The organism is Pseudomonas sp. CH235 (assembly GCF_004368175.1).
Classification (GTDB): Bacteria; Pseudomonadota; Gammaproteobacteria; order Pseudomonadales; family Pseudomonadaceae; genus Aquipseudomonas; species Aquipseudomonas paraglycinae.
Genome location: NZ_RRZJ01000018.1, coordinates 84,067 through 107,692, shown reverse-complemented (window position 1 = coordinate 107,692; position 23,626 = coordinate 84,067). Strand labels below are relative to the sequence as shown.

At 61.6% G+C, this 23,626-nt stretch carries 19 protein-coding genes; 12 read left to right on the top strand and 7 right to left on the bottom strand.

Features of this window, described 5'->3' with window-relative positions; genetic code table 11:
* Positions 1–399: 399 nt before the first annotated feature.
* The gene (locus EIY71_RS18935; protein WP_102718207.1) at positions 400–1,875 is read right to left on the bottom strand and encodes an inorganic phosphate transporter; all 1,476 of its coding nucleotides are present in this window, start codon (positions 1,873–1,875) and stop codon (positions 400–402) included.
* 375 nt (positions 1,876–2,250) lie between these two features.
* Positions 2,251–2,451, bottom strand: a complete 201-nt coding sequence (locus EIY71_RS18930; RefSeq protein WP_007957826.1) for a hypothetical protein — start codon at positions 2,449–2,451, stop codon at positions 2,251–2,253.
* A gap of 642 nt (positions 2,452–3,093) precedes the next feature.
* Here EIY71_RS18930 and pcaR point away from each other — a divergent pair.
* The 11 genes from pcaR (at position 3,094) to pcaC (ending at position 14,125) form a co-directional block, all read left to right on the top strand.
* Positions 3,094–3,936 (top strand): pca regulon transcriptional regulator PcaR, encoded by an 843-nt coding sequence (gene pcaR, locus EIY71_RS18925; RefSeq protein ID WP_007917109.1) that lies wholly within the window; start codon positions 3,094–3,096, stop codon positions 3,934–3,936.
* 295 nt (positions 3,937–4,231) lie between these two features.
* Positions 4,232–5,578 (top strand): MFS transporter, encoded by a 1,347-nt coding sequence (locus EIY71_RS18920; RefSeq protein WP_011332817.1) that lies wholly within the window; start codon positions 4,232–4,234, stop codon positions 5,576–5,578.
* Positions 5,579–5,860: 282 nt separating this feature from the next.
* The gene (locus EIY71_RS18910) at positions 5,861–6,718 is read left to right on the top strand and encodes a CoA transferase subunit A (RefSeq protein WP_003222404.1); all 858 of its coding nucleotides are present in this window, start codon (positions 5,861–5,863) and stop codon (positions 6,716–6,718) included.
* Entirely contained in the window at positions 6,718–7,497 is a 780-nt protein-coding gene (locus tag EIY71_RS18905) for a CoA-transferase subunit beta (RefSeq protein WP_039771422.1), read from the top strand. The genes EIY71_RS18910 and EIY71_RS18905 overlap by 1 nt, the downstream gene beginning before the upstream one ends.
* The gene (gene pcaF / locus EIY71_RS18900; protein ID WP_178082877.1) at positions 7,494–8,699 is read left to right on the top strand and encodes a 3-oxoadipyl-CoA thiolase; all 1,206 of its coding nucleotides are present in this window, start codon (positions 7,494–7,496) and stop codon (positions 8,697–8,699) included. The genes EIY71_RS18905 and pcaF overlap by 4 nt, the downstream gene beginning before the upstream one ends.
* Positions 8,700–8,735: 36 nt before the next feature.
* A complete protein-coding gene (pcaH, locus tag EIY71_RS18895) occupies positions 8,736–9,440 on the top strand; it encodes a protocatechuate 3,4-dioxygenase subunit beta (RefSeq protein ID WP_011332820.1) in 705 nt (234 codons plus the stop codon).
* 1 nt (position 9,441) lies between these two features.
* A complete protein-coding gene (gene pcaG / locus EIY71_RS18890; protein ID WP_039771428.1) occupies positions 9,442–10,008 on the top strand; it encodes a protocatechuate 3,4-dioxygenase subunit alpha in 567 nt (188 codons plus the stop codon).
* Positions 10,009–10,211: 203 nt separating this feature from the next.
* Positions 10,212–11,507 carry an MFS family transporter gene (locus EIY71_RS18880; protein ID WP_103386907.1) on the top strand — a complete coding sequence of 432 codons (1,296 nt, stop codon included), beginning with the start codon at positions 10,212–10,214 and terminating at the stop codon, positions 11,505–11,507.
* A 46-nt stretch (positions 11,508–11,553) separates the two neighbouring features.
* Entirely contained in the window at positions 11,554–12,918 is a 1,365-nt protein-coding gene (locus EIY71_RS18875) for a 3-carboxy-cis,cis-muconate cycloisomerase (RefSeq protein ID WP_134022696.1), read from the top strand.
* A gap of 12 nt (positions 12,919–12,930) precedes the next feature.
* Positions 12,931–13,722, top strand: coding sequence for a 3-oxoadipate enol-lactonase (gene pcaD, locus EIY71_RS18870; RefSeq protein WP_134022694.1), 792 nt, complete (start codon positions 12,931–12,933; stop codon positions 13,720–13,722).
* Positions 13,723–13,732: 10 nt separating this feature from the next.
* Entirely contained in the window at positions 13,733–14,125 is a 393-nt protein-coding gene (pcaC, locus tag EIY71_RS18865) for a 4-carboxymuconolactone decarboxylase (RefSeq protein WP_064593983.1), read from the top strand.
* Between the two features lie 104 nt (positions 14,126–14,229).
* On the opposite strand, the gene EIY71_RS18860 is transcribed toward pcaC, so the two are convergent.
* From EIY71_RS18860 to emhA, 5 genes are all read right to left on the bottom strand, one after another.
* Positions 14,230–15,045, bottom strand: a complete 816-nt coding sequence (locus EIY71_RS18860; RefSeq protein WP_134022692.1) for a methyltransferase domain-containing protein — start codon at positions 15,043–15,045, stop codon at positions 14,230–14,232.
* A gap of 167 nt (positions 15,046–15,212) precedes the next feature.
* Positions 15,213–16,472, bottom strand: coding sequence for an OprD family porin (locus tag EIY71_RS18855; protein ID WP_134022690.1), 1,260 nt, complete (start codon positions 16,470–16,472; stop codon positions 15,213–15,215).
* Between the two features lie 290 nt (positions 16,473–16,762).
* Complete coding sequence (gene emhC, locus EIY71_RS18850) at positions 16,763–18,223, bottom strand: efflux RND transporter outer membrane subunit EmhC (RefSeq protein WP_134022688.1); 1,461 nt, start codon at positions 18,221–18,223, stop codon at positions 16,763–16,765.
* Positions 18,220–21,384: an efflux RND transporter permease subunit EmhB gene (emhB, locus tag EIY71_RS18845; protein WP_129973608.1), complete on the bottom strand. Its 3,165-nt coding sequence runs from the start codon at positions 21,382–21,384 to the stop codon at positions 18,220–18,222. The genes emhC and emhB overlap by 4 nt, the downstream gene beginning before the upstream one ends.
* Before the next feature lie 3 nt (positions 21,385–21,387).
* On the bottom strand, positions 21,388–22,545 hold the full coding sequence (gene emhA, locus EIY71_RS18840) for an efflux RND transporter periplasmic adaptor subunit EmhA (protein ID WP_085748207.1): 1,158 nt from the start codon (positions 22,543–22,545) through the stop codon (positions 21,388–21,390).
* Between the two features lie 266 nt (positions 22,546–22,811).
* On the opposite strand from emhA, the gene emhR reads away from it, so the two are divergent.
* Positions 22,812–23,444, top strand: coding sequence for an efflux system transcriptional repressor EmhR (gene emhR, locus EIY71_RS18835; RefSeq protein ID WP_007957850.1), 633 nt, complete (start codon positions 22,812–22,814; stop codon positions 23,442–23,444).
* Positions 23,445–23,626 lie beyond the last annotated feature (182 nt).

Below are 23,626 nucleotides of genomic sequence, written 5' to 3'. Positions count from 1 at the left end.
CATCGCCTACGGTTTGCTTCGCTGCACCTCCTCTCGATGCATGCGGCTGCGCCGCACGGTCGCTGCGCTCCCACCCCCGGATAAATCCCTCCACTCAGCCTTCCGATGGGGCTGGCACGTCAAAAGCTGTACTCGAGCTAACGCTCATCGTGTTGAGTGGTGGGAAGCCAAGGCAAAGGCAGGCTTTAGATGTTTGCTTTTTAAGACCTGAGTACACCTCGGTATCTCACGTCGGCGTACCTCTCCCAAACAACTCGGTCAGTCCCCTCTCCCTACGGGCGGTCCGACGTTTCGGGAGGGTTAGGGTGAGGGCGCTCTTGATCTTCAGCCCCTCTTTACCGCGCCCAACAAAAAAGGCGTGATCCTTTCGAATCACGCCTTTTTCATTACAGCGGTCTATCAGCTACCCAGCGCCTTCGACGCCAGCCAGAACAGGCCGGCCGACAGGGCCACGGTGGCTGGCAGGGTCAGGACCCAGGCCAGCAGGATGGTTTTCACTGTGCCGCCTTGCAGGCCGCTTTTGTTGGCGACCATGGTGCCGGCCACGCCCGAGGAGAGGACGTGGGTGGTGGACACCGGCAGGCTGAAGATGTTGGCCAGGCCGATCAGGCTGGCGGTGGTGATCTGGGCCGACATGCCTTGCGAGTAGGTCATGCCTTGTTTGCCGATCTTCTCGCCGATGGTCAGTACCACGCGTTTCCAGCCGACCATGGTGCCCAGGCCCAAGGCCAGGGCGACCGCCAGAATCACCCAGAACGGGGCGTATTCGGTGGTGGTGGTCAGGTCTTTGCGCAGTTTGTCCAGGTCGGCTTTTTCACGCGGTGCGAGGCCTGGCAGTTTGCTGACTTTCTTCGCGGTGTCGTCCAGGCAGAGCAGGTAGCGACGCACTTCGATGCGGCTTTCAGCGGACAGCGAGTGGTAGTCCGCTACACCTTTGAGGGTGTCGAGCAGGGCGGCGATGGTCGGTTCGGTCTGTTGCGGGTTGCAACGGAATTTTTCCGGCAGGTCGCCTTCCACGCTTTTACCCAGGGCCAGGAATTCGCCCAGGGTGTCGGCGTTGCGCTTGTAGAACTGGCTCAGGTGCAGGGTCGCATCGCGAGTACGTTCGATCTGGTAAGTGGTGCTGTTCAGGTCGAGTACGAACTGCGCAGGCACGATACCGATCAGTACCAGCATGATCAGGCCGATACCTTTCTGGCCGTCGTTCGAGCCGTGGACGAAGCTCACGGCCATGGCCGAGATCACCAGGACCAGGCGGTTCCAGAACGGTGGGTGCTTCTTGTCGTCGATCTTGCGGCGCTGTTCCGGCGTCTTGTGCATCTTCGACAGCGGTCGCCACCATTTCAGGCCGATCAGCACCAGCGCGGCGATCAGGAAGCCGGCCATCGGCGAGAACACCAGCGAGGCGCCGATATCGATCGCTTTCTGCCAGTTGACGCCGTCAGCCAGTGGAATTTCGTTGATCAGGGCGTTGGCCAGGCCGACACCGAGGATCGAACCGATCAGCGTGTGCGAACTGGAGGCCGGGATACCGAAGTACCAGGTGCCCAGGTTCCAGGCGATCGCGGCGGCGAGCAGCGAGAACACCATTGCCAGACCATGGCCGGTGTTCACGTTGATCAACAGTTCTACCGGCAGCAGGTGCACGATGGCATACGCCACGCCAACGCCGCCCAGCAGTACGCCGAGGAAGTTGAACACGCCCGAGAAGAACACCGCCAAGTGAGGCGGCATCGCTTTGGTGTAGATAACAGTGGCTACCGCGTTAGCGGTGTCATGAAATCCATTGATGAACTCGAAGGCGAGGACAAATGTCAGGGCGAGCAGGAGGCTCACAAGCACCCAGGCATCCAGTCCGCTGAATAAATCGATCATGAAGGTTTTCTGACCCGGTCATAAGGGGGCGCGATTATGCCAGAAAAGACTGGAAATCGATCCCCTACCTGCTCATCGGTAACATTCTTCAACGAATTAATTTGTGTCAGGGGGCATTACCCAAGCTTTTTGCAGGGTTTTGCAAGGTGTTGATTTGGTTGATAAAAATTTGAGACGCCGGCGGATTCGCCAGTTGTCGGGAGGGGACTGAAACTTGTGTGAAATATCTGAGAAATGCGTCTGACATGCTCCAGACCTGTGCAATACAGGGGAGTTGGCCGCTGCCCGCGGGTAGCGGGCGCGCAAGGCATCGTCAGTCCACCGTGCTTGTAGCCCGGTGAGTACGCTTACCTTCGGAAGGTGCAAAGGACGGCTTCAAGGCTCTTCGGCTTTGAGTTCCTCTTCCATTTTTTTCAGTTCTTGCTGAAAGACCTGATCCTGAACGGTAGGGCGTTTACGCCAGGCTTTGCGTTCTGGTTCGGGCTGGGCGGCGTAGGTGGTGACTTCCCCGCCGTAAACTTCCTTGTAACGTTGTTCCTGGCGCTCAAGTTCCGCGCGCAGTTCGTCTTTCGTCACAGTGCTACCTGTATGAGTTGAGATAAATGTCTGGTGAAACGCACTGCAACGAATCATTTAACCGGTTCATCAACAAGCGCTTGCCCGGACAGGCAGCGGTGTTGTCGGGAAGACGGTCAGGACTTCCATGTTGCAGGCGGCTACGGCACCAGATTAAAACTGACGCAGCATCAGTTTCCTGTTTCAGCGAGCGCGCTGGCGGTGCATGAGTAATGAGCGTCAGGCGCTGGCCGGGGCCGGCAGCGATGGACATCGCGCCAGCGGGTGGCACCGTCGGCAAATAAGAGCGCGGTGCCACTGAGGTGCATTATAGCGGGCGAATCGGGATTGCCTATCTTTGCCAAGTTAAAAACGGTTCTGGATGTGTGATTGTTTTGTGACGTGCAACTTTCATCAATAGTTGCATCGCCGTTGCGCAGTGTTTGATTTCTGGCGCCATTTAGTCGGACAACTAAGGCGCTTAAACCACACCGGCGTTCCAAGTTCAAATCTGTTCCGCACAACCCAAACGAGGAGGTGAGGGCGATTGCGATTATCGGTCGACGGTTCGATAATCGCCCGGTGTTGGCGGTCTGTCGCTTGTGTCTCTACCAGCGAGCCGCTTGTATAGCCGTTGATCCGAACAAGAAAAAAGGACCCGACATGAACGATCAAATGCGCAATTCCTTCACCTCGGTAGCGCCGCCGATCGTCGCTTCGCCGGCCAAGCGTATCCAGGCCCTGACCGGCGATCCGGATTTCATGACCTCCCTGGCCCGTGGCCTGGCGGTGGTGCAGGCGTTTCAGGAGCGCAAGCGCCACCTGACCATCGCCCAGATCAGCCACCGCACGGAAATTCCCCGCGCCGCCGTGCGCCGTTGCCTGCACACACTGATCAAGCTCGGCTACGCCACCACCGATGGGCGCACTTATTCGCTTCTGCCGAAAGTGCTGACCCTCGGTCACGCCTATCTGTCGTCGACGCCGCTGGCGGTCTCGGCCCAGCCGTATCTCGACCGCATGAGCGAGCAACTGCACGAGGCCTGCAACATGGCCACGCTGGAAGGCGACGACATTCTCTACATTGCCCGTTCGGCCACCACCCAGCGTCTGATTTCGGTGGACCTGTCGGTGGGCGGGCGCTTGCCGGCGTACTGCACGTCTATGGGGCGAATCCTGCTGGCGGCGCTGGACGACACCTCGCTGCGCGAATATCTCGACCACGCCGAACTGGTGGCCAAAACCAGCCGCACTATTCACACCCCCGACGCCTTGCTCGAATGTCTGCAGGAAGTCCGGCAGCAGGGCTGGTGCATCGTCGATCAGGAACTGGAACAAGGTCTGCGTTCGATTGCCGTGCCGGTGTATGACGCTTCCGGCCAGGTGGTGGCCGCGCTCAATGTCAGCACCCACGCCGGTCGTGTCAGCCGTACCGAGCTCGAGCAGCGCTTTCTGCCGGGCCTGTTGAGCGCCAGTCGCGACCTCAGTGCGCAATTGTTTGCCTGATGAAGCTGTTCGATAAACGCACAGAGTTGCGTTTATCGAATTGACGCTAAAACCCCCGGATCATTAATGTCGCGGCAGCGTCATCCGGCGCGAATGTGAATGAGCCCGCCGGATCGTCGACTCCCATAATAATGACAAGAGGCAACCTCCCATGCGCACGTTCCCCGACTGTCGCCGCCCCCGTTCCTGTTGCCGGTATTAGCGCAACGCCTGATTTCTTCCTTATATAGTTGTGACCGTGCCGCTCTCTGGCCGGCCGCCGTTCGACTGCGTTTTCTTGCGTGGAATAAAAATAATGAACCAGCCTCAGTCCGCTGTAGGTCACTGCCTCGACGTGCAGTCCTTCATCAACGCCCAACCGATCTCGCGCTATCAGTGGCGAGTGGTGATCCTGTGTTTCCTGATTGTGTTCCTCGATGGCCTCGATACTGCGGCCATGGGGTTTATCGCGCCGGCCCTGTCCCAAGACTGGGGCATCGACCGCGCCAGCCTCGGCCCGGTGATGAGTGCCGCGCTGATCGGAATGGTCTTCGGTGCGCTGGGCTCCGGGCCATTGGCTGACCGCTTCGGGCGAAAAGTCGTACTGGTCGGCGCGGTTTTTCTGTTCGGTGCTTTCAGCCTGGCGTCGGCCTACGCCACCAATGTCGATCAGTTGCTGGTGCTGCGTTTCCTCACTGGTCTGGGACTGGGCGCCGGGATGCCGAACGCCACCACGCTGCTGTCGGAATATACCCCGGAGCGCAAGAAGTCCCTGTTGGTGACCAGCATGTTCTGCGGCTTCAACCTGGGCATGGCCGGTGGCGGGTTTATTTCGGCCAAGTTGATCCCGGCATTCGGCTGGCACAGTCTGTTGCTGATCGGCGGGATCCTGCCGCTGATCCTCACCGTGGTGCTGCTGCTCTGGCTGCCGGAATCGGCGCGTTATCTGGTGGTGCGCAATCGCGGCACCGACAAGGTGCGCAAGACCCTCGCACCCATTGATCCTGCCATCGTCGCGCAGGCCGCGAGTTTCAGCGTGCCGGAACAGAAAACCGTGAAAGCGCGCAACGTGTTTGCGGTGATTTTTTCCGGCACCTACAGCGTCGGCACGTTGCTGCTGTGGCTGACCTATTTCATGGGTCTGGTGATCGTGTACCTGCTGACCAGCTGGCTGCCGACCCTGATGCGCGACAGCGGCGCGAGCATGGAGCAGGCGGCCTTCATCGGCGCGTTGTTCCAGTTCGGTGGGGTGCTGAGTGCGGTGGGCGTAGGCTGGGCGATGGACCGGTTCAATCCGCACAAGGTCATCGGCATTTTCTACCTGCTGGCCGGGGTGTTTGCCTACGCGGTCGGGCAGAGTCTGGGCAACATCACGCTGCTGGCGACGCTGGTGCTGGTGGCGGGCATGTGCGTCAACGGCGCGCAGTCGGCGATGCCGTCGCTCGCGGCGCGGTTTTATCCGACGCAGGGCCGGGCGACCGGTGTGTCGTGGATGCTCGGGATCGGCCGCTTCGGCGCGATTCTCGGGGCGTGGATGGGCGCGACCCTGTTGGGGTTGGGCTGGAATTTCGAGCAAGTGCTGACGGCGCTGGTGATTCCGGCCGGGCTGGCCACGGCAGCGGTGGTGATCAAGGGCCTGGTCAGTCACGCGGACGCGACCTGAGTTTCATTGCAGGATCGTTCCCGCGTCGAACTGGCCGCAGAGAATGCTCCGCGTTCGGCTTCGGAAGGGACGCGGAGCGTCCCGGGCTGCATTCCCACGCAGAGCGTGGGAACGATCAGTGACGGAATGATAGGCAGATAACAATCTGTTCGATAAACGAACACTCAGTCGATTATCGGATTGTTTGGTGAAAATCAGCGGCTTAATCTTCAGTGACTCCGGCGCAGAACCTCGCGCCTTTTTATTCACTGGCGATTCATTACAAAAACGGGAGCCCGCTCCATGGCTGAGATCCTTTCGCTGCACGACGCGGTGAAGCAATTCGTCAACGACGGCGATACCGTCGCGCTCGAAGGCTTCACTCACCTGATCCCTACGGCGGCGGGTCATGAAATCATTCGTCAGGGCAAGAAAGATCTGACCCTGGTGCGGATGACGCCTGACCTGATCTACGACCAACTGATCGGCGCCGGCTGTGCACGCAAGCTAATCTTCTCCTGGGGCGGCAACCCTGGCGTGGGTTCGCTGCACCGTCTGCGCGACGCGGTCGAGAAGCAATGGCCGCACGCGCTGGAAATCGAAGAACACAGCCACGCCGACCTGGCCAATGCCTACGTCGCCGGCGCCTCCGGCCTGCCGTTCGCGGTGTTGCGAGCCTACGCCGGTTCCGATCTGCCGAAGGTCAACCCGCTGATCAAATCCGTGACTTGCCCGTTCACCGGCGAAGTGCTGGCGGCGGTGCCGTCGGTGCGTCCGGACGTGACCGTGATCCACGCCCAGAAAGCCGACCGTCAGGGCAACGTGCTGCTGTGGGGCATTCTCGGTGTGCAGAAAGAAGCCGCACTGGCCGCCAAGCGTTGCATCGTCACCGTCGAAGAAATCGTCGACAACCTCAACGCCCCGATGAACGCCTGCGTGCTGCCGACCTGGGCCTTGAGCGCGGTCTGCCACGTACCCGGTGGCGCGCATCCGTCCTACGCCCACGGTTACACCGAGCGTGACAACCGCTTCTATCAGGCGTGGGATCCGATCGCCCGCGACCGTGAGACGTTTACCGCGTGGATCAACGAATACATCCATGGCTGCGCTGACTTCAGCGAGTTCCAGGCCAAGTTGGCCGCTGCTTCGGAGGCCAAGTAATGACTTACACCACCAATGAAATGATGACTGTCGCCGCAGCCCGTCGCCTGAAGAACGGCTCGGTGTGCTTCGTCGGCATCGGCCTGCCGTCGAAAGCCGCCAACCTGGCGCGCCTGACGTCGTCGCCGGACGTGGTGTTGATCTACGAATCCGGTCCGATTGGCGCCAAACCCAGCGTATTGCCACTGTCGATCGGTGACGGCGAACTGGCAGAAACCGCTGACACTGTCGTGCCGACCGGTGAGATTTTTCGCTACTGGCTGCAGGGCGGGCGCATCGACGTCGGTTTCCTCGGCGCAGCCCAGGTCGACCGTTTCGGCAACATCAACACCACCGTGGTCGGCGATTATCACCAGCCGAAAGTGCGTCTGCCGGGTGCCGGTGGCGCACCGGAGATCGCCGGCTCTGCCAAAAGCGTGCTGATCATCCTCAAGCAGTCGGCGCGTTCGTTTGTCGACAAGCTCGATTTCATCACCTCGGTCGGCCATGGTGAGGGTGGTGATTCGCGCAAACGTCTGGGCCTGCCGGGCGCCGGCCCGGTCGGTATCATCACCGACCTGTGCATCATGGAGCCGGAAGAGGGCACCCACGAATTCGTGGTCACCGCGCTGCACCCGGGCGTGACTCGCGAGCAAGTGGTCGCCGCCACCGGTTGGCCGATCCGTTTTGCCGACAGCGTGGCAACCACCGCTGAACCGACAGAAGTCGAACTGACTGCGCTGCGCGATCTCGAAGCGCGCACGGCCGCTGCCCACGGCCAGGCACCGGGAGAAGCATGATGCGCGACGTTTATATCTGCGATGCGATTCGTACCCCCATCGGCCGTTTCGGTGGCGGTCTGGCGGCGGTTCGCGCCGACGACCTGGCCGCCGTGCCGATCAAGGCCCTGATGGAACGCAATCCGTCGGTGGACTGGAGCGCCATCGACGAGGTATTCCTCGGCTGCGCCAACCAGGCCGGTGAAGACAACCGCAACGTCGCGCGCATGGCGCTGCTGCTGGCCGGTCTGCCGGAGACCGTGCCGGGCGTCACCCTCAATCGCCTCTGCGCGTCGGGCATGGATGCCATCGGCACCGCGTTCCGCGCCATCGCCAGCGGTGAAATGGAGCTGGCGATTGCCGGTGGCGTCGAGTCGATGTCCCGCGCACCGTTCGTGATGGGCAAGGCTGATGCGGCGTTCTCGCGCAACATGAAGCTGGAGGACACCACCATCGGCTGGCGTTTCATCAACCCGTTGATGAAGGCCCAGTATGGCGTTGATGCGATGCCGCAGACCGCCGACAACGTCGCCGACGACTACGAAGTTTCCCGCGAGGATCAGGACGCTTTCGCCCTGCGCAGTCAGCAACGTACGGCCGCTGCCCAGGCTGCCGGCTACTTCGCCGAGGAAATCGTCGAAGTACGGATCGCCCACAAAAAGGGCGAAACCGTGGTCAGCCAGGACGAACACCCACGCGCCGACACCACGCTTGAAGCCCTGACTAAACTGAAACCGGTCAACGGCCCGGACAAGACCGTCACCGCCGGCAACGCTTCGGGCGTCAACGACGGTGCCGCCGCGCTGATTCTGGCCTCGGCCGAAGCGGTAAAAAAACACGGCCTGACCGCTCGCGCCAAAGTGCTCGGCATGGCCAGCGCCGGTGTTGCGCCACGGGTGATGGGCATCGGCCCGGTGCCGGCGGTGCGCAAACTCACCGAACGCCTCGGCGTTGCGGTCAGCGATTTCGATGTGATCGAACTCAACGAAGCCTTCGCCAGCCAGGGTCTGGCGGTATTGCGCGAACTGGGGCTGGCGGACGACGCGGCGCAGGTCAACCCGAACGGTGGCGCTATTGCCTTGGGCCACCCGTTGGGCATGAGCGGCGCGCGGCTGGTGCTGACTGCGCTGCATCAGCTGGAAAAGACCGGTGGCAAGAAAGGTCTGGCGACCATGTGCGTCGGTGTCGGCCAGGGTCTGGCCCTGGCCATCGAACGCGTCTGACGCAAGCCGTGACGAAAAAGAACAGAGGAAAGCGAAATGACTGACAAGCCTGGTTACCGCCGCCCGCAGGAAGGCACCCAGCCGCCGTACCTGCACCCGACCTATCAATCCACCAATCTGCGCTCGCCGTCCAAGCCGTTGGTGTTTCTGCCGCACTCGCTGTCGGAAATCACCGGGCCGACCATCGGTGCCGAGCGTGTGGCCGATACCGACAACGATTTGACCGCCCAGCATCAGGGCGAACCGCTCGGTGAGCGGATCATCATTCACGGGCGTGTGCTCGACGAAGACGGTCTGCCGGTGCCGGGGATTCTGGTGGAGATCTGGCAGGCCAACGCCGCCGGTCGCTACAACCATGCCCGTGACCTGCACGACGCACCGCTGGATCCGAACTTCACCGGCACCGGCCGCACCGTGACCGACGCCGACGGCTGGTATCAGTTCCAGACCATCAAGCCCGGCGCCTATCCGTGGGGCAACCACCACAATGCCTGGCGTCCGGCCCATGTGCATTTCTCGCTGTTCGGGCCGAGCATCCTGACGCGCCTGGTCACGCAAATGTATTTCCCCGGCGACCCGCTGCTGGCCTACGACCCGATCTACAACTGCGTGCCGGACACCTCGGCCAAGGAACGCCTGATCGCCGCTTTCGATCTGGAAAAAACCATTCCGTCCTACGCCCTCGCTTATCGCTGGGACATCGTGCTGCGCGGCCGCGAAGCCACGCCGATGGAGAAATGAGATGACCCTGACTGCGACCACGTCCCATACCGTCGGGCCGTATTACCACATCGGCCTGACCTGGCTGAACCGTGAAAACCTCGCCAACGAACTGACCCTCGGCCAGCGTGTGGCGATCACCGGGCAAGTGGTGGACGGCAACGGCGATGTCGTCAACGACGCCATGCTCGAAGTCTGGCAGGCCAACGCCGCCGGCAAATATGACCACCCGGAAGACGAGCAGGCCAAGCCGCTCGACCCGAATTTCGAAGGCTTCGGCCGGGTGCCGGTGGATGCGGAAGGGCGCTTTCGTTTCACCACCATCAAGCCGGGCACGGTTGAAGGCCTCAAGGGCTCGACCCAGGCGCCGCATTTGGTGGTGCTGGTGTTTGCGCGCGGGTTGGTGAAGCACTTGCTGACGCGGATTTACTTCGAGGGCGATCCGGCGAACGTCAATGATCCGCTGCTCGAATGCGTACCGGCCGAGCGCCGCGATACGTTGCTGGCGAAGCCGGACGCGGCGGGTGTCTATCAGTGGAATGTGATCCTGCAGGGCACTGATGCCGAGACGGTGTTCTTCGATTACTGAACCGGATACTGATCGTTCCCACGCTCTGCGTGGGAATGCATACCGTGACGCTCCGCGTCACATTGGACGCAGAGCGTCCATGGCGGCATTCCCACGCGGAGCGTGGGAACGATCAGAGATCGGGTCTGGCTGGTGATCCAATGTGGAACGGGGCTGTTGCAAAGTGTGTCTAGACTCTCACTGTCCCTATCGAGTGAAAAACAATGACAACCCTCACCTCCCATTACACCGGTGAAGAGCGCAGCAAGCGCATCTTTGCCATTGTCGGCGCGTCGTCCGGCAACCTCGTCGAATGGTTCGACTTCTACGTCTACGCCTTCTGCGCGATCTATTTCGCCCCGGCGTTTTTCCCCTCCGACAACCCCACGGTGCAGTTGGTCAACACGGCAGGCGTATTCGCCGCCGGGTTCCTGATGCGACCGATCGGCGGCTGGATTTTCGGCCGGGTCGCGGACAAGCACGGGCGCAAGAACTCGATGCTGATCTCGATCCTGATGATGTGCTTCGGCTCGTTGCTGATCGCCTGTCTGCCGACCTACAAGGACATCGGCGTCTGGGCGCCGCTGCTGCTGTTGTTCGCGCGCTTGCTGCAAGGCCTGTCGGTGGGCGGTGAGTACGGCACCACCGCGACCTACATGAGCGAAGTCGCGCTCAAGGGCCAGCGCGGGTTCTTCGCCTCGTTCCAGTACGTGACCCTGATCGGCGGGCAACTGCTGGCGGTGCTGCTGGTGGTGATCCTGCAACAGTTCCTCTCTGAAGAAGAATTGCGTGCCTACGGCTGGCGGATTCCATTTGTGGTCGGCGCGGCCGCTGCGCTGATTTCGCTGTTCCTGCGCCGCTCGCTGAAAGAAACCACCAGCAAGGAAATGCGCGAGAACAAGGACGCCGGCAGCATCCGCGCACTGTTCCGCGATCACAAGGCTGCGTTCATCACCGTGCTCGGCTACACCGCCGGCGGCTCGCTGATTTTCTACACCTTCACCACGTACATGCAGAAGTACCTGGTGAACACCGCCGGCATGCACGCCAAGACCGCCAGCTACATCATGACCGGCGCGCTGTTCCTGTACATGTGCATGCAGCCGCTGTTCGGCATGCTCGCCGACAAGATCGGCCGGCGTAACTCGATGCTCTGGTTCGGCGGCCTCGGCACGTTGTTCACAGTGCCGATCCTGCTCAGCCTGAAAAGTGTCGGCAGCCCGTTCCTGGCCTTTGTGCTGATTACCATGGCGCTGGCGATCGTCAGTTTCTACACCTCGATCAGCGGTCTGGTGAAAGCCGAGATGTTCCCGCCGGAAGTCCGCGCCCTCGGCGTCGGCCTGGCCTATGCGGTGGCCAACGCGATTTTCGGCGGTTCGGCAGAATACGTGGCCCTGAGCCTCAAGGCTGGCGGAATGGAAAACGCGTTCTACTGGTATGTCACGATCATGATGGCCGTGGCGTTCCTGTTCAGCCTGCGCCTGCCCAAAGAAGCGAAGTATTTGCACCACGATCTTTAAACCGATGCGCGCGGGCCATAACGGCCCGCGCCGGCAAGGACTGTTTATGACTCAGCGACCGGGCAATCAGTTGTTCGATGCCTACTTTACTGCCCGCGATATGCGCGACGTGTTCTGCGATCAGGGCCGGGTGCAGGCGATGCTCGACTTCGAAGCGGCGCTGGCCCGGGCCGAAGCGCGGGTCGGGTTGATTCCGGCGGGTGCTGTCGCGCCGATTGAAAATGCCTGCCGCGCCGGGCTGTTTGATTTCGCCGCACTGGGCGAGGCGATTGCCACGGCCGGCAATTCGGCGATTCCGCTGGTCAAGGCCTTGGGCAAACAGATCGCCGCGACCGATGCCGAAGCCGAGCGCTACGTGCATCTGGGCGCCACCAGCCAGGACGTGATGGATTCCGGGTTGGTGCTGCAATTGCGTCAGGCGCTGGAATTGATTGAAAGGGAGCTGGCGCAACTGGCTGGCTCCCTCGCCACTCAGGCGCCGCGCCACGCCGCGACGCCGCTGGCCGGACGTACCTGGCTGCAACATGCGACGCCGGTGACGCTCGGCATGAAGATCGCCGGTTGGCTCGGTGCGATCACGCGCAGCCGTCAGCGTCTGCGCGAGCTCAAACCGCGACTGCTGGTGCTGCAATTCGGCGGCGCGTCCGGCACCCTCGCGGCGCTCGGCGAACAGGCGTTGCCGATCGCCCAGGCGCTGGCCGAAGAACTGAATCTGACCCTGCCGGAACAACCCTGGCACACCCAGCGCGATCGCATCGTCGAGTTCGGCGCGGTGCTCGGTCTGATCGCCGGCAGCCTCGGCAAATTCGGCCGCGACATCAGCCTGTTGATGCAGACCGAAGCGGCGGAAGTGTTCGAACCGTCGGCGCCGGGCAAGGGCGGTTCCTCGACCATGCCGCACAAACGCAATCCGGTGGGCGCGGCGGTGTTGATCGGCGCCGCCACCCGCGTTCCGGGGCTGGTCTCGACGCTGTTCAGCGCCATGCCTCAGGAGCACGAACGCAGCCTTGGTCTGTGGCACGCCGAATGGGAAACCCTGCCGGAGATCTGCTGCCTGGTGTCGGGCGCGCTGCAACAGGCGCGGCTGCTGGCCGACGGTCTGGAGGTCGATGCCGCGCGCATGGCCCGCAACCTGGAACTGACTCAAGGCCTGGTGCTGGCCGAAGCGGTGAGCATCGTGCTCGCGCAACGGGTCGGCCGCGACACTGCGCATCATCTGCTCGAACAATGCTGCAAACGAGCGGTGGCCGAACAGCGTCATCTGCGAGCGGTCCTCGGTGACGAGCCGCAGGTGACCGCCGAACTGAGCGCAACCGAACTGGATCATCTGCTCGATCCCGCCCATTACCTCGGTCAGGCACAGGTCTGGGTCGAGCGGGCAGTGGCCGAACACAACGCATTGTCTGACTGAAAGGAGAGGGCTGTGGCTTTCGTTCAACTCGCCGATGGCGAACTGCATTACACATTGGAAGGCCCGGTCGATGCGCCGGTGCTGGTGCTGTCGAACTCGCTGGGCACCGACCTGCACATGTGGGACGTGCAGATGCCGGCCTTCACCGAACATTTTCGCGTGCTGCGTTTCGATACTCGCGGGCACGGCCAGTCGCTGGTGACGCCGGGCCCTTACAGCATCGAGCAACTGGGCCGCGACGTGCTGGCGTTGCTGGATGCGCTGCACATTGAACGCGCGCATTTCTGCGGTCTGTCGATGGGCGGCCTGATCGGCCAGTGGCTGGGGATCAACGCCGGCCAGCGGTTGAACAAACTGATCGTTTGCAACACCGCGGCAAAAATCGGCGATCCGTCGGTGTGGAACCCGCGCATCGAAACCGTGCTGCGTGACGGCCCGGCGGCGATGGTCGCGTTGCGTGATGCATCGATTGCCCGCTGGTTTACTCCGGACTTTTCGGCAGCCAACCCGGCAGCCGCGAAGCAGATCACCGACATGCTGGCCGGGACCAATCCTGAAGGTTACGCCGCCAACTGCGCAGCGGTGCGCGATGCGGATTTCCGCGAGCAGTTGGCGTCGATCACGGTGCCGCTGCTGGTGATCGCCGGTACCGAAGATGCGGTGACGCCACCGTCCGGCGGGCATTTCATTCAGGAACATGTGCGTGGCGCCGAGTACGCCGAGTTTTATGCGGCGCACCTTTCCAACGTTCAGGCTGGCGACGCGTTCAGCGATCGCGTGCTGACCTTTTTGCTGGCCGATTGAGGGGATTTCCGTGGACGAGAAACAACGTTACGACGACGGCATGCAAGTGCGCCGCGCGGTGCTTGGCGACGCTCATGTCGATCGCAGCCTGACCACGCTGACCGAGTTCAACTCGGAGTTCCAGGAGATGATCACCCGTCACGCCTGGGGCGACATCTGGACCCGCCCGGGCCTGCCACGCCATACCCGTAGCCTGATCACCATCGCCATGCTGATCGGCATGAATCGCGAAGGTGAACTCAAGTTGCACCTGCGGGCGGCGGCCAACAATGGCGTGAGTCGCGGCGAGATCAAGGAAGTGATCATGCAGAGCGCGATCTACTGCGGGATTCCGGCGGCGAATGCGACCTTTCATCTGGCCGAGTCGGTGTGGGATGAGCTGGGTACCGAATCCCGGGATTAACGGCGACTGAGCGGACGCCATCGCTGGCAGGCTAGCTCCCACAGTGAAATGCGGTCCATTGTGGGAGCTAGCCTGCTAGCGATGGCGGTATTTGCCGCGCCGATTCAAACCTTGGCGACAATGAAAATCCGCTTGAACGCAAACAACGTATGTCCGTTTTTCTCCTGCGGATAATGCGCGTGCACCCGCATCAGGTAGTGATAAATAAAGCGCGCCTGTTCCTCTGACGTCAGTCCCTGCATCACCGGCCGCAGCGCCGACACCTTCACCCAGTCATAAACCGGCGACTTGCCGTCGACCACCTGCAATTGCTCTGTTTCCCAGATATCCAGTGACTGGGTCAGCGGGGCCAGCAGCCGGTAGTAAGCCTCCAGCGACAACAACGGCCGCGCGGCCATGCGCTGGCGCAATTGTGCAGTGCCGATGGGGCGACCGCAGGGTCCGGCGTCGTCGAGGGTGTCGAGCATCAGCTGATACCACAGCGCATCACGCCAGTCCGGCATGTGCGCGGCGAGGCACCCGCCAGGGTTGAGGTGGCGAAGCAGTCCCGGCAACAGCGTTTGATGGTCATCGATGAAATGCAGCACGGCCGCGGCGAACAACAGGTCGGCCGGCTTGCGGGGTTTCCAGTGCTGCAGTTCGGCGTGTTGCCAGCGCGCCTTGATCGGCAGGCAACGGGCGACCTCAAGCATGTCTTTCGAACTGTCGATGCCTTTGATATCTGCCTGCGGCCAGCGATCGGCCAGAACCTTGGTGGCAATCCCGGTGCCGCAACCGAGGTCGTAAATGCGCTGAGGATTGTGCAGGTCGACGCGGCTGAGCAACTCATCGACTGGTTGTTGCCTGAGACGGGAAAATTGCTGGTACGCCCGGGCGTCCCAGTCTTTGTCGACGGGAGCCGGTTTGAGTCGGGTGATCATGAGGTCGTCCTCCGGTGATCAGCAGGGTCTTCCGATGACAACCTGGCCAAGTCTTGGGGACCGACATCAACAGATAACGGAAGCGAAGAGGGTGGAGCACCTGAGTCCTTCAGGTTTTTCCACTTTAAATGATGGCTGGCGTAACGCCAGCCATTCGGACAGGCGGCTTAGAGCAAACTGATCGGATAGCTGACGATCAGGCGGTTCTCGTCGAACTCGTTGTTGCTGAAGTCGCGGCGCATGGTCGAGTTGCGCCATCTGACGTTCAGGTTCTTCAGCGCACCGCTCTGCACGGTGTAGCCCAGTTCCGATTCGCGGCCCCATTCCTTGCCGTCGGTGATGGTGCCTGTGTGCACGTTGTCGCCACTGATGTAACGGTTCATCAGGGTCAGGCCGGGGATGCCCAGGGCAACGAAGTTGTAGTCGTGACGCACCTGCCAGGAGCGTTCCTGCGCGTTGTCGTAGCTGGCGTTGTAGCTGTCGTTGGCCAGGGTGCCGCCGCTGGTGCCGTTGACGCGCATCCAGGCGCTGTCGCCGGTGAGTTTTTGCAGGCCGACGTAGAAGGTGTGGCCACCGTATTTTGCCGAGAACAGGCCTGACCAGGTCTTGTTGTCGAGGTCGCCGGCGCGGGCACTGCCGTCGTCCTTGCCGTAGAAGAAGCCGAGGTTGGCGCCGAGGGTCCAGTCGCCGATTGGCTGGCTGTGGATCAGGTTGACGTATTGCTGGCTGTAGATGTCCTTGAGCTCGGCGTTCCACAGACCGATCTGGGTACGCTTGTCGTTGAATACGTATTCGCCGCCCTGGAAGTTGAAGCGGTCGGAGGTGAAGGCGGCTTTGCCGGTCATCGACATGTCGCTCATGCTGCTGTCGTCGCGCGGGCTGTTGGCGCGGAACTGGCCGCCGTAGAGGGTCAGGCCGTCGATTTCCTTCGAGGTGATCTGGCCGCCGCGAAAGGTCTGCGGCAGTGAGCGGCCGTCGTCCGAACGCAGGATCGGCAGCACCGGCATCCATTCGCCGACCTTCACTTCCGTTTGCGACAGCTTCGCCTTGAACGCGACGTTGGTGCGGCCGAAGTTGTCCGCCGGACGACCGTCATGATCCAGTGGCAGCAGTTGCGTGCCGCCAGTGCCTTTGCCGCCATCGAGCTTCACCGAGTACAACCCCAGCACATCCAGGCCGAACCCGACGGTGCCTTGGGTGAAACCGGACTTGGCGTCGAGGATGAAGTTCTGCGTCCACTCTTCAGCCTTGCCCTGAGCCTTGGTCGGGTTGGTGAAGTTGCGGTTGATGTAGAAGTTACGCAGGTTCAGGTTGACCTTGGCCCCGTCGATAAAACCGGGTTCTTCAGCCGCAGCGGGCAGCGCGATGCCGGCCAGGGCGAGGGCTATCAGACCGGGAAGTGCGTAGGGCGCAGGGGAGGTTGTCATGGGCTCGGGTCTCTCTTGTTTTTTTTGGGGCGAACGGGGGCGCTGCGGCCGTTTTTCAAGGCGCAGACATTCGATGGATTCAGAGGCGAAGCGGCGGCGATCAGCCGGGAGGAGCAGGGCGCGGGAGCATGGTGTCGAACCTGTTGTTATTGGTTTTGTGGCTCGAATGGTGCGGGGCGCGGGCGAGGCGATTCAATCGGCGAAAGTGGAATTTGGGCGATTATCGAACGCAAGATTTGCGGGCAACAAAAAGCCCGCCAATCGGCGGGCTTCTTGTGTTCAGCGGATGATCAGAACAGCTTCATCTTCGGTGCTTCTTCCTTCAGCGGTTCGTTCTGCGCGGTCTGCGCATTCCAGCCACCGCCCAGGGCCTTGTACAGGTTGACCGCACTGGTCAGCTGCGCGAGGCGGTCGGTGATCAGCGATTGTTGCGCGCTGAACAGCTGACGCTGGGCATCGAGGAAGGTCAGGTTGCTGTCGACGCCGATGCGATAGCGACGCTCTGCCAGGCGGTAGTAATCCTGGTTGGCGGCGACGAAATCACGCTGGGCCTGCAATTGCTCGGTGTAGGTCTGGCGCGCTGCCAGGCCGTCGGCGACTTCCTGGAAGGCCGTTTGAATGGACTTCTCGTAGTTCGCCACGCCAATGTCCTTCTGGATCTTGGCGTAGTCGAGGCTGGCGCGCAGGCTGCCGGCGTTGAAGATCGGCAGGTTGATCTGCGGCTGGAACAGCCACGTGCCCGAACCGCCCTTGAACAGGCCGGACAGGTCCGGGCTCAGGCTGCCCGCGTTGGCGGTCAGGCTGATGCTCGGGAAGAACGCTGCACGGGCCGCGCCGATGTTGGCGTTGGCCGCCTTCAGGTTGTACTCGGCCTGAAGGATGTCCGGACGACGTTGCAGCAGATCCGACGGCAGGCCGGCCGGCACGTCGGCCAGCAGGTCATCCGACAGCGGTTTGGCCGCTTGCAGGTTGGCCGGTACGCCGGTGCCGAGCAGCAGGGTCAGGCTGTTTTCGTCCTGGGCGACCTGGCGGGTGTAACGCGCCAGTTGTGCCCGGGCGTTCTCAACCGAAGTACGCGACTGCGCCAGGTCCAGCGCCGAAGCCACACCGACATCGTTGCTGCGGCTGGTCAGCTTGTAGCTTTCCTCGAAGGCACCGAGGGTGTCCTGAGTCAGCTTCAGCAGTTCCTTGTCGGCCTGCCAGGTCAGGTAGGCGTTGGCCACGCTGGCCACCAGGCTGATCTGGGTGCTGCGGCGCGCTTCTTCGGTGGCGAAGTATTGTTGCAGCGCTTGTTCGCTGAGGCTGCGAACCCGACCGAACAGGTCGAGTTCGTAGGCGCTGATGCCGACGGTAGCGGAGTAGGAGCTGCTGATGGCCGCTTCACCGGTCTGCGACGCACGGGCCGGAACCCGCTGACGGCTGCCGCTGGCATTGGCCGACACGGCCGGGAACAGGTCGGCGCGCTGGATGCGGTATTGAGCCGCATAGGCGTCGATGTTCAGCGCCGCGACACGCAGGTCGCGGTTGTTTTCCAGGGCGACCTGGATCAGCTGTTGCAGGGCCGGGTCATGGAAAAACTGCTTCCAGCCCTGTTCGGCAGCGGCCTGCGCCGGTGCCTGGGCCGGCGAGTACGCCGGACCCTGCGGGTATTGGCCCGCCACCGGTGCTTCAGGCTGCTGATAATCCGGTATCAGCGAGCAACCGCTCAGCACGAAGGCGGCGACTGCGATGGAGAGTAGCGACTTGCTCATTGGCCAGCCTCTTTAGGAGTTTCTATGGTGTCATCCTTGCCGGCGTTTTTGCGCTGACCCATGGACGACACAGTGACGAAGAACAGTGGAACCCAGAAAATCGCCAGGATCGTTGCGGTGAGCATACCGCCAATCACGCCGGTACCGATCGCGTGTTGACTGCCCGAGCCGGCGCCGGTGGAGATAGCCAACGGTACAACACCGAGGACGAAGGCCAGCGACGTCATGATGATCGGTCGCAGACGCATGCGGCAGGCTTCAATGGCCGCATCGCGCAGACTGCGTCCCTGCTCGTGCAATTCCTTGGCGAACTCGACGATCAGAATGGCGTTTTTAGCCGCCAGACCAATGGTCGTCAACAGACCCACCTGGAAGTACACGTCGTTCGACAGACCGCGCAGGCTGGTGGCCATCAACGCACCGATGATCCCCAGCGGTACCACGAGCATGACCGCGATCGGAATCGACCAGCTTTCATACAGCGCCGCCAGACACAGGAACACCATCAGCAGCGACAGGGCGTACAGCGCCGGAGCCTGCGAGCCGGACAGGCGTTCTTCGTACGACAGACCGGTCCACGAGATACCCACGCCGGCCGGCAGTTTCTTGGCAATCGCCTCGACTTCGGCCATCGCTTCACCGGTGGAGTAACCCGGCGCCGGGGCACCGAGGATCTCGACCGCTTCAACGCCGTTGTAACGCGCCAGCTTCGGCGAACCGTAGATCCACTCGCCCTTGGCGAATGCGGAGAATGGAACCATGGTGCCGGAGGCGTTGCGCACGTACCACTTCTTCAGGTCTTCCGGGCTCATGCGCGAGTCTGGCCGGCCCTGCACGTACACCTTCTTCACCCGACCACGGTCGATGAAGTCGTTGACGTAGCTACTGCCCAATGCAATCGACAGGGTGTTGTTGATGTCGGAGATCGTAATGCCCAGGGCACTGGCCTTCTCGTCGTCGATTTCCAGCTGGAATTGCGGCTCGTCGTTCAGACCGTTCGGACGGACCTGGGTGAGCACCTTGCTCTGCGCGGCCATGCCGAGGAACTGGTTGCGTGCAGCCATCAACTTCTCGTGACCGATACCGGCGCGGTCCTGCAGGAACACGTCGAAACCGGTGGCGTTACCCAGCTCCAGTACTGCTGGCGGGGCGAAGGCGAACACCATCGCATCGCGGAAGCTGAAGAAGTGCTGCTGGGCGCGGGCGGCGAGTTTGAACACGCTGTTGTCGGCGTTACGTTCGTCCCACGGCTTGAGCATGATGAACGCCATACCCGAGCTCTGGCCACGGCCGGCGAAGTTGAAGCCGGTCACGGTGAACACCGAGGCTACCGCGTCGCCTTCACCGCCATCCTTGGTCGGACGCAGCAGGAATTCACGCATTTCATCCACCACCACCTGAGTGCGCTGGGCACTGGAACCGGCTGGCGTCTGCACCTGGGCGAACAGAACGCCCTGGTCTTCTTCCGGCAGGAACGCAGTCGGAATGCGGGTGAACAGCCAGATCATGCCGACCACGATCAGCAGGTAGGCCAGCAGGTACGGCGCCTTGCGCGACAGCATGTTGCCGACACCGCGCTCGTAGCTGTTGACGCCTCGGTCGAAGTTGCGGTTGAACCAGCCGAAGAAACCCTTTTTCGGCGTGCCGTGCTCACCGTGCGGAATCGCCTTGAGCATGGTGGCGCACAGCGCCGGGGTGAAGATCAGCGCGACCAGTACCGACAGCGCCATGGCCGACACGATGGTGATCGAGAACTGCTTGTAGATCACACCGGTGGAGCCGCTGAAGAACGCCATCGGCAGCAATACCGCCGACAGTACCAGGGCGATACCGACCAGGGCGCCCTGGATCTGGCCCATGGATTTCTTGGTCGCTTCCTTCGGTGACAAGCCTTCTTCGCTCATCACCCGCTCGACGTTTTCCACCACGACGATGGCGTCGTCCACCAGCAAGCCGATGGCCAGCACCATACCGAACATGGTCAGGGTGTTGATGCTGAAACCGGCCGCCGCGAGGATGCCGAACGTACCGAGCAATACCACCGGCACGGTCATCGTGGTGATAACCGTGGCGCGGAAGTTCTGCAGGAACAGGAACATCACCAGGAACACCAGCGCAATCGCTTCGACCAGGGTGTGAACCACGCCTTTGATCGACTCGGTCACCACCGGGGTGGTGTCGTACGGGAACACCACTTCCATACCTTGCGGGAAGAACGGCTTGAGGTCGTCAATCGTCTTGCGCAGTGCTTTTGCAGTGTCGAGGGCGTTGGCGCCGTTGGCCAGTTTCACCGCCAGACCGGAAGCCGGGCTGCCGTTGAACTGGGCGCTGATCGCATAGTTCTCGCCACCCAGGCCGACGTCGGCGACGTCTTTCAAGCGAACCTGCGAGCCGTCCTTGTTGACCTTGAGCAGAATCTCTTTGAACTGCTCGGCGGTCTGCAGACGGGTCTTGCCGATGATCGTGGCGTTCAGTTGCTGGCCCTGCACGGCAGGCAAGCCGCCGAGCTGACCGGACGACACCTGGACGTTCTGCGCCGCAATCGCGGTTTTCACGTCGACCGGGGTCAGGTTGAAGTTGTTCAACTTGGCCGGGTCGAGCCAGATACGCATCGCGTACTGGGCACCGAAGACCTGGAAGTCACCGACACCGGCGGTCCGCGAGATCGGGTCCTGCATGTTCGACACGATGTAGTTGGACAGGTCGTCCTTGGTCATGCTGCCGTCACGCGACACCACGCCGATCACCAGCAGGAAGTTCTTCACTGCCTTGGTCACGCGGATACCCTGTTGCTGCACTTCCTGCGGCAGCAGCGGGGTGGCCAGGTTCAGCTTGTTCTGGACCTGGACCTGCGCGGTGTCGGAGTTGGTGCCCTGCTCGAAGGTCGCGGTGATGGTCATGCTGCCGTCGGAGTTACTTTCCGAGGACACATAACGCAGGTTGTCGATACCGTTGAGTTGCTGCTCGATCACTTGGACCACGGTGTCCTGAACCGTCTGTGCCGAAGCACCCGGGTAGGTCACGGAGATCGCAATGGCCGGTGGCGCAATGCTCGGGTACTGGTTGATCGGCAGTTTCAGGATCGAAAGTGCCCCGACCAGCATGATCACCAGGGCAATTACCCAGGCGAAAATCGGACGGTCGATGAAAAATTTTGACATGGATTACTCCCCTTTGCCGCCGGCGGCTTTGTCAGCTGCCTGTGCGGGGGCCGGGTTCTTGTTGCCGACATTGGTCGCTTCGGTCGGTTTGACCTCAACACCCGGTTTGACGAATTGCAGCCCTTCGGTGATCAGGCGATCGCCGGCCTTCAGGCCGTCTTCGATCAGCCACTGGCTGCCGACAGTGCGGCTGGCCTTGAGCTGGCGCAGTTCGACTTTGTTGTCCGGGCCGACGACCAGCGCGGTCGGGGTGCCTTTGAGGTCGCGGGTCACGCCTTGCTGCGGTGCGAGGATCGCGGCGCTGTTCACACCGGCCTGCAACTGCGCGTGGACGAACATGCCCGGCAGCAGGGTGTGATCCGGGTTCGGGAACACAGCGCGCAGGGTCACGGAACCGGTGGTCTGATCGACCGACACTTCGGAGAATTCCAGCTTACCGTCGAGCTTGTACTGGCTGCCGTCTTCGAGGGTCAGCTTGACCGCAGCGGCGTTGTCGCCAGCCTTTTGCAGGCGGCCACTTTCCAGTTCGCGGCGCAGTTCCAGCAATTCGACCGAGGACTGGGTGACGTCGACGTAGATCGGGTCCAGTTGCTGGATCACGGCCATCGCGTCGGTCTGGCCGCTGCTGACCAGCGCGCCTTCGGTCACCGAAGAGCGGCCGATACGACCGGAGATCGGTGCGTAGACCTTGGTGTAGCGCACGTTGATCTGTGCGGTCTGCAACGACGCTTCCGATTGCAGGCGGTTGGCCACGGCGGTGTCGTATTCCTGACGGCTGACGGCCTGCTCGTCGACCAGTTGTTTGTAGCGGTCGGAGATCGACTTGGTCGAACGCAGGTTGGCTTCGGCGCTTTTCAGGGTCGCTTCATAGACCGACGGATCGATCTGATACAGCTGCTGGCCGGCTTTGACATCGCCGCCTTCCTTGAACAGACGCTTGAGAATGATGCCGTTGACCTGCGGACGAACTTCGGCGATGCGGAACGCACTGGTGCGGCCCGGCAGTTCGGAAGTCAGGGTAAAGGCTTGTGGTTGCAGGGTGACGACGCCGACCTGAGGAGGTGGTGCGGCGGGAGCCGCCTCTTCCTTTTTACATCCGCTGAGCAGCGATGCCAGGGCGACGGCAGTGACCAGAGCGGTAACAGCTGGCTTGAATTGCATGAAGATCCTCGGGTCAGGCGCGCGAAAAGCGCACAAGAAGTGTGGAAGGGTAAAAAAGGGTTACCGGGTGGATAAGTAGCTTGCTAAGGAATATACTTACGTTCATGGTTGTTTGTAAACACCTTGGCGTCGTATCCACCCTGTTACAAAAGTCGTCGCAAGGTCTGAAATTGTAGGCCGGGGAGCCGATCCGCGAGAGATCAACCCTTTTTTATTCAGCGGATATCCAGCCATCCCTGAAACATCCTGTTTGAGGTTTTACTGCCATGGTTCGTCGTACCAAAGAGGAAGCTCAGGAAACGCGCAGCCAGATTCTCGAAGCGGCCGAGAAGGCCTTCTATGAGCGGGGCGTGGCCCGCACGACCCTGTCGGACATCGCCACCCTGGCCGGGGTGACGCGCGGTGCCATCTACTGGCACTTCAGCAACAAGGCCGATTTGCTGCAAGCCATGCTCGATACCCTGCATGAGCCGCTGGACGAACTGGCCAAGGCCAGCGAAAGCGAAGACGAGCCCGATCCGCTGGGCTGCATGCGCAAATTGCTCATTCATTTGTTTCATCAAGTTGCGCTGGACCCGAAGACCCGGCGTATCAACGAAATTCTGTTTCATAAGTGCGAGTTCACCGATGAAATGTGCGATCTGCGCCAACAGCGCCGGACCGCCAGCCTCGATTGCAATGTGCGGATCGCGCTGACATTGAGTAATGCGGTCAATCGTGGGCAGTTGCCGGCAGACCTCGACACTGCCCGGGCAGCCATCAGCATTCACGCCTATATCGACGGCCTCCTTTATGGATGGCTACTGGCGCCGGACAGCTTCGAACTGTACGCCGAGGCCGAGCGCTGGGTCGATACCGGGCTGGACATGCTGCGCCTGAGCCCCAGCCTGCGCAAATGAAACAAAATTCGTTATTGGATCAGTTTGTGTCAATGACGGAGGAGGGTGAAGATCCCTGTTCACTCGCCCCGCTGCAACGGGATGCTTTTATATACCTCTGCGGCACGGGTTGACATGTAGCGAGCTACGTATTTTGTAGGGATTTTGTGTCGAGCCTGTGAACGAATGTGAGCGGCTCGCCC

What these genes read in the sequence shown, in the direction of transcription:
- EIY71_RS18935 (WP_102718207.1), bottom strand. Translation starts at nt 1,875, where the DNA reads ATGATCGATTTATTCAGCGGACTGGATGCCTGGGTGCTTGTGAGCCTC.
- pcaR (WP_007917109.1), top strand. Translation starts at nt 3,094, where the DNA reads ATGAACGATCAAATGCGCAATTCCTTCACCTCGGTAGCGCCGCCGATC.
- EIY71_RS18920 (WP_011332817.1), top strand. Translation starts at nt 4,232, where the DNA reads ATGAACCAGCCTCAGTCCGCTGTAGGTCACTGCCTCGACGTGCAGTCC.
- EIY71_RS18910 (WP_003222404.1), top strand. Translation starts at nt 5,861, where the DNA reads ATGGCTGAGATCCTTTCGCTGCACGACGCGGTGAAGCAATTCGTCAAC.
- EIY71_RS18905 (WP_039771422.1), top strand. Translation starts at nt 6,718, where the DNA reads ATGACTTACACCACCAATGAAATGATGACTGTCGCCGCAGCCCGTCGC.
- pcaF (WP_178082877.1), top strand. Translation starts at nt 7,494, where the DNA reads ATGATGCGCGACGTTTATATCTGCGATGCGATTCGTACCCCCATCGGC.
- pcaH (WP_011332820.1), top strand. Translation starts at nt 8,736, where the DNA reads ATGACTGACAAGCCTGGTTACCGCCGCCCGCAGGAAGGCACCCAGCCG.
- pcaG (WP_039771428.1), top strand. Translation starts at nt 9,442, where the DNA reads ATGACCCTGACTGCGACCACGTCCCATACCGTCGGGCCGTATTACCAC.
- EIY71_RS18880 (WP_103386907.1), top strand. Translation starts at nt 10,212, where the DNA reads ATGACAACCCTCACCTCCCATTACACCGGTGAAGAGCGCAGCAAGCGC.
- EIY71_RS18875 (WP_134022696.1), top strand. Translation starts at nt 11,554, where the DNA reads ATGACTCAGCGACCGGGCAATCAGTTGTTCGATGCCTACTTTACTGCC.
- EIY71_RS18860 (WP_134022692.1), bottom strand. Translation starts at nt 15,045, where the DNA reads ATGATCACCCGACTCAAACCGGCTCCCGTCGACAAAGACTGGGACGCC.
- EIY71_RS18855 (WP_134022690.1), bottom strand. Translation starts at nt 16,472, where the DNA reads ATGACAACCTCCCCTGCGCCCTACGCACTTCCCGGTCTGATAGCCCTC.
- emhC (WP_134022688.1), bottom strand. Translation starts at nt 18,223, where the DNA reads ATGAGCAAGTCGCTACTCTCCATCGCAGTCGCCGCCTTCGTGCTGAGC.
- emhB (WP_129973608.1), bottom strand. Translation starts at nt 21,384, where the DNA reads ATGTCAAAATTTTTCATCGACCGTCCGATTTTCGCCTGGGTAATTGCC.
- emhA (WP_085748207.1), bottom strand. Translation starts at nt 22,545, where the DNA reads ATGCAATTCAAGCCAGCTGTTACCGCTCTGGTCACTGCCGTCGCCCTG.
- emhR (WP_007957850.1), top strand. Translation starts at nt 22,812, where the DNA reads ATGGTTCGTCGTACCAAAGAGGAAGCTCAGGAAACGCGCAGCCAGATT.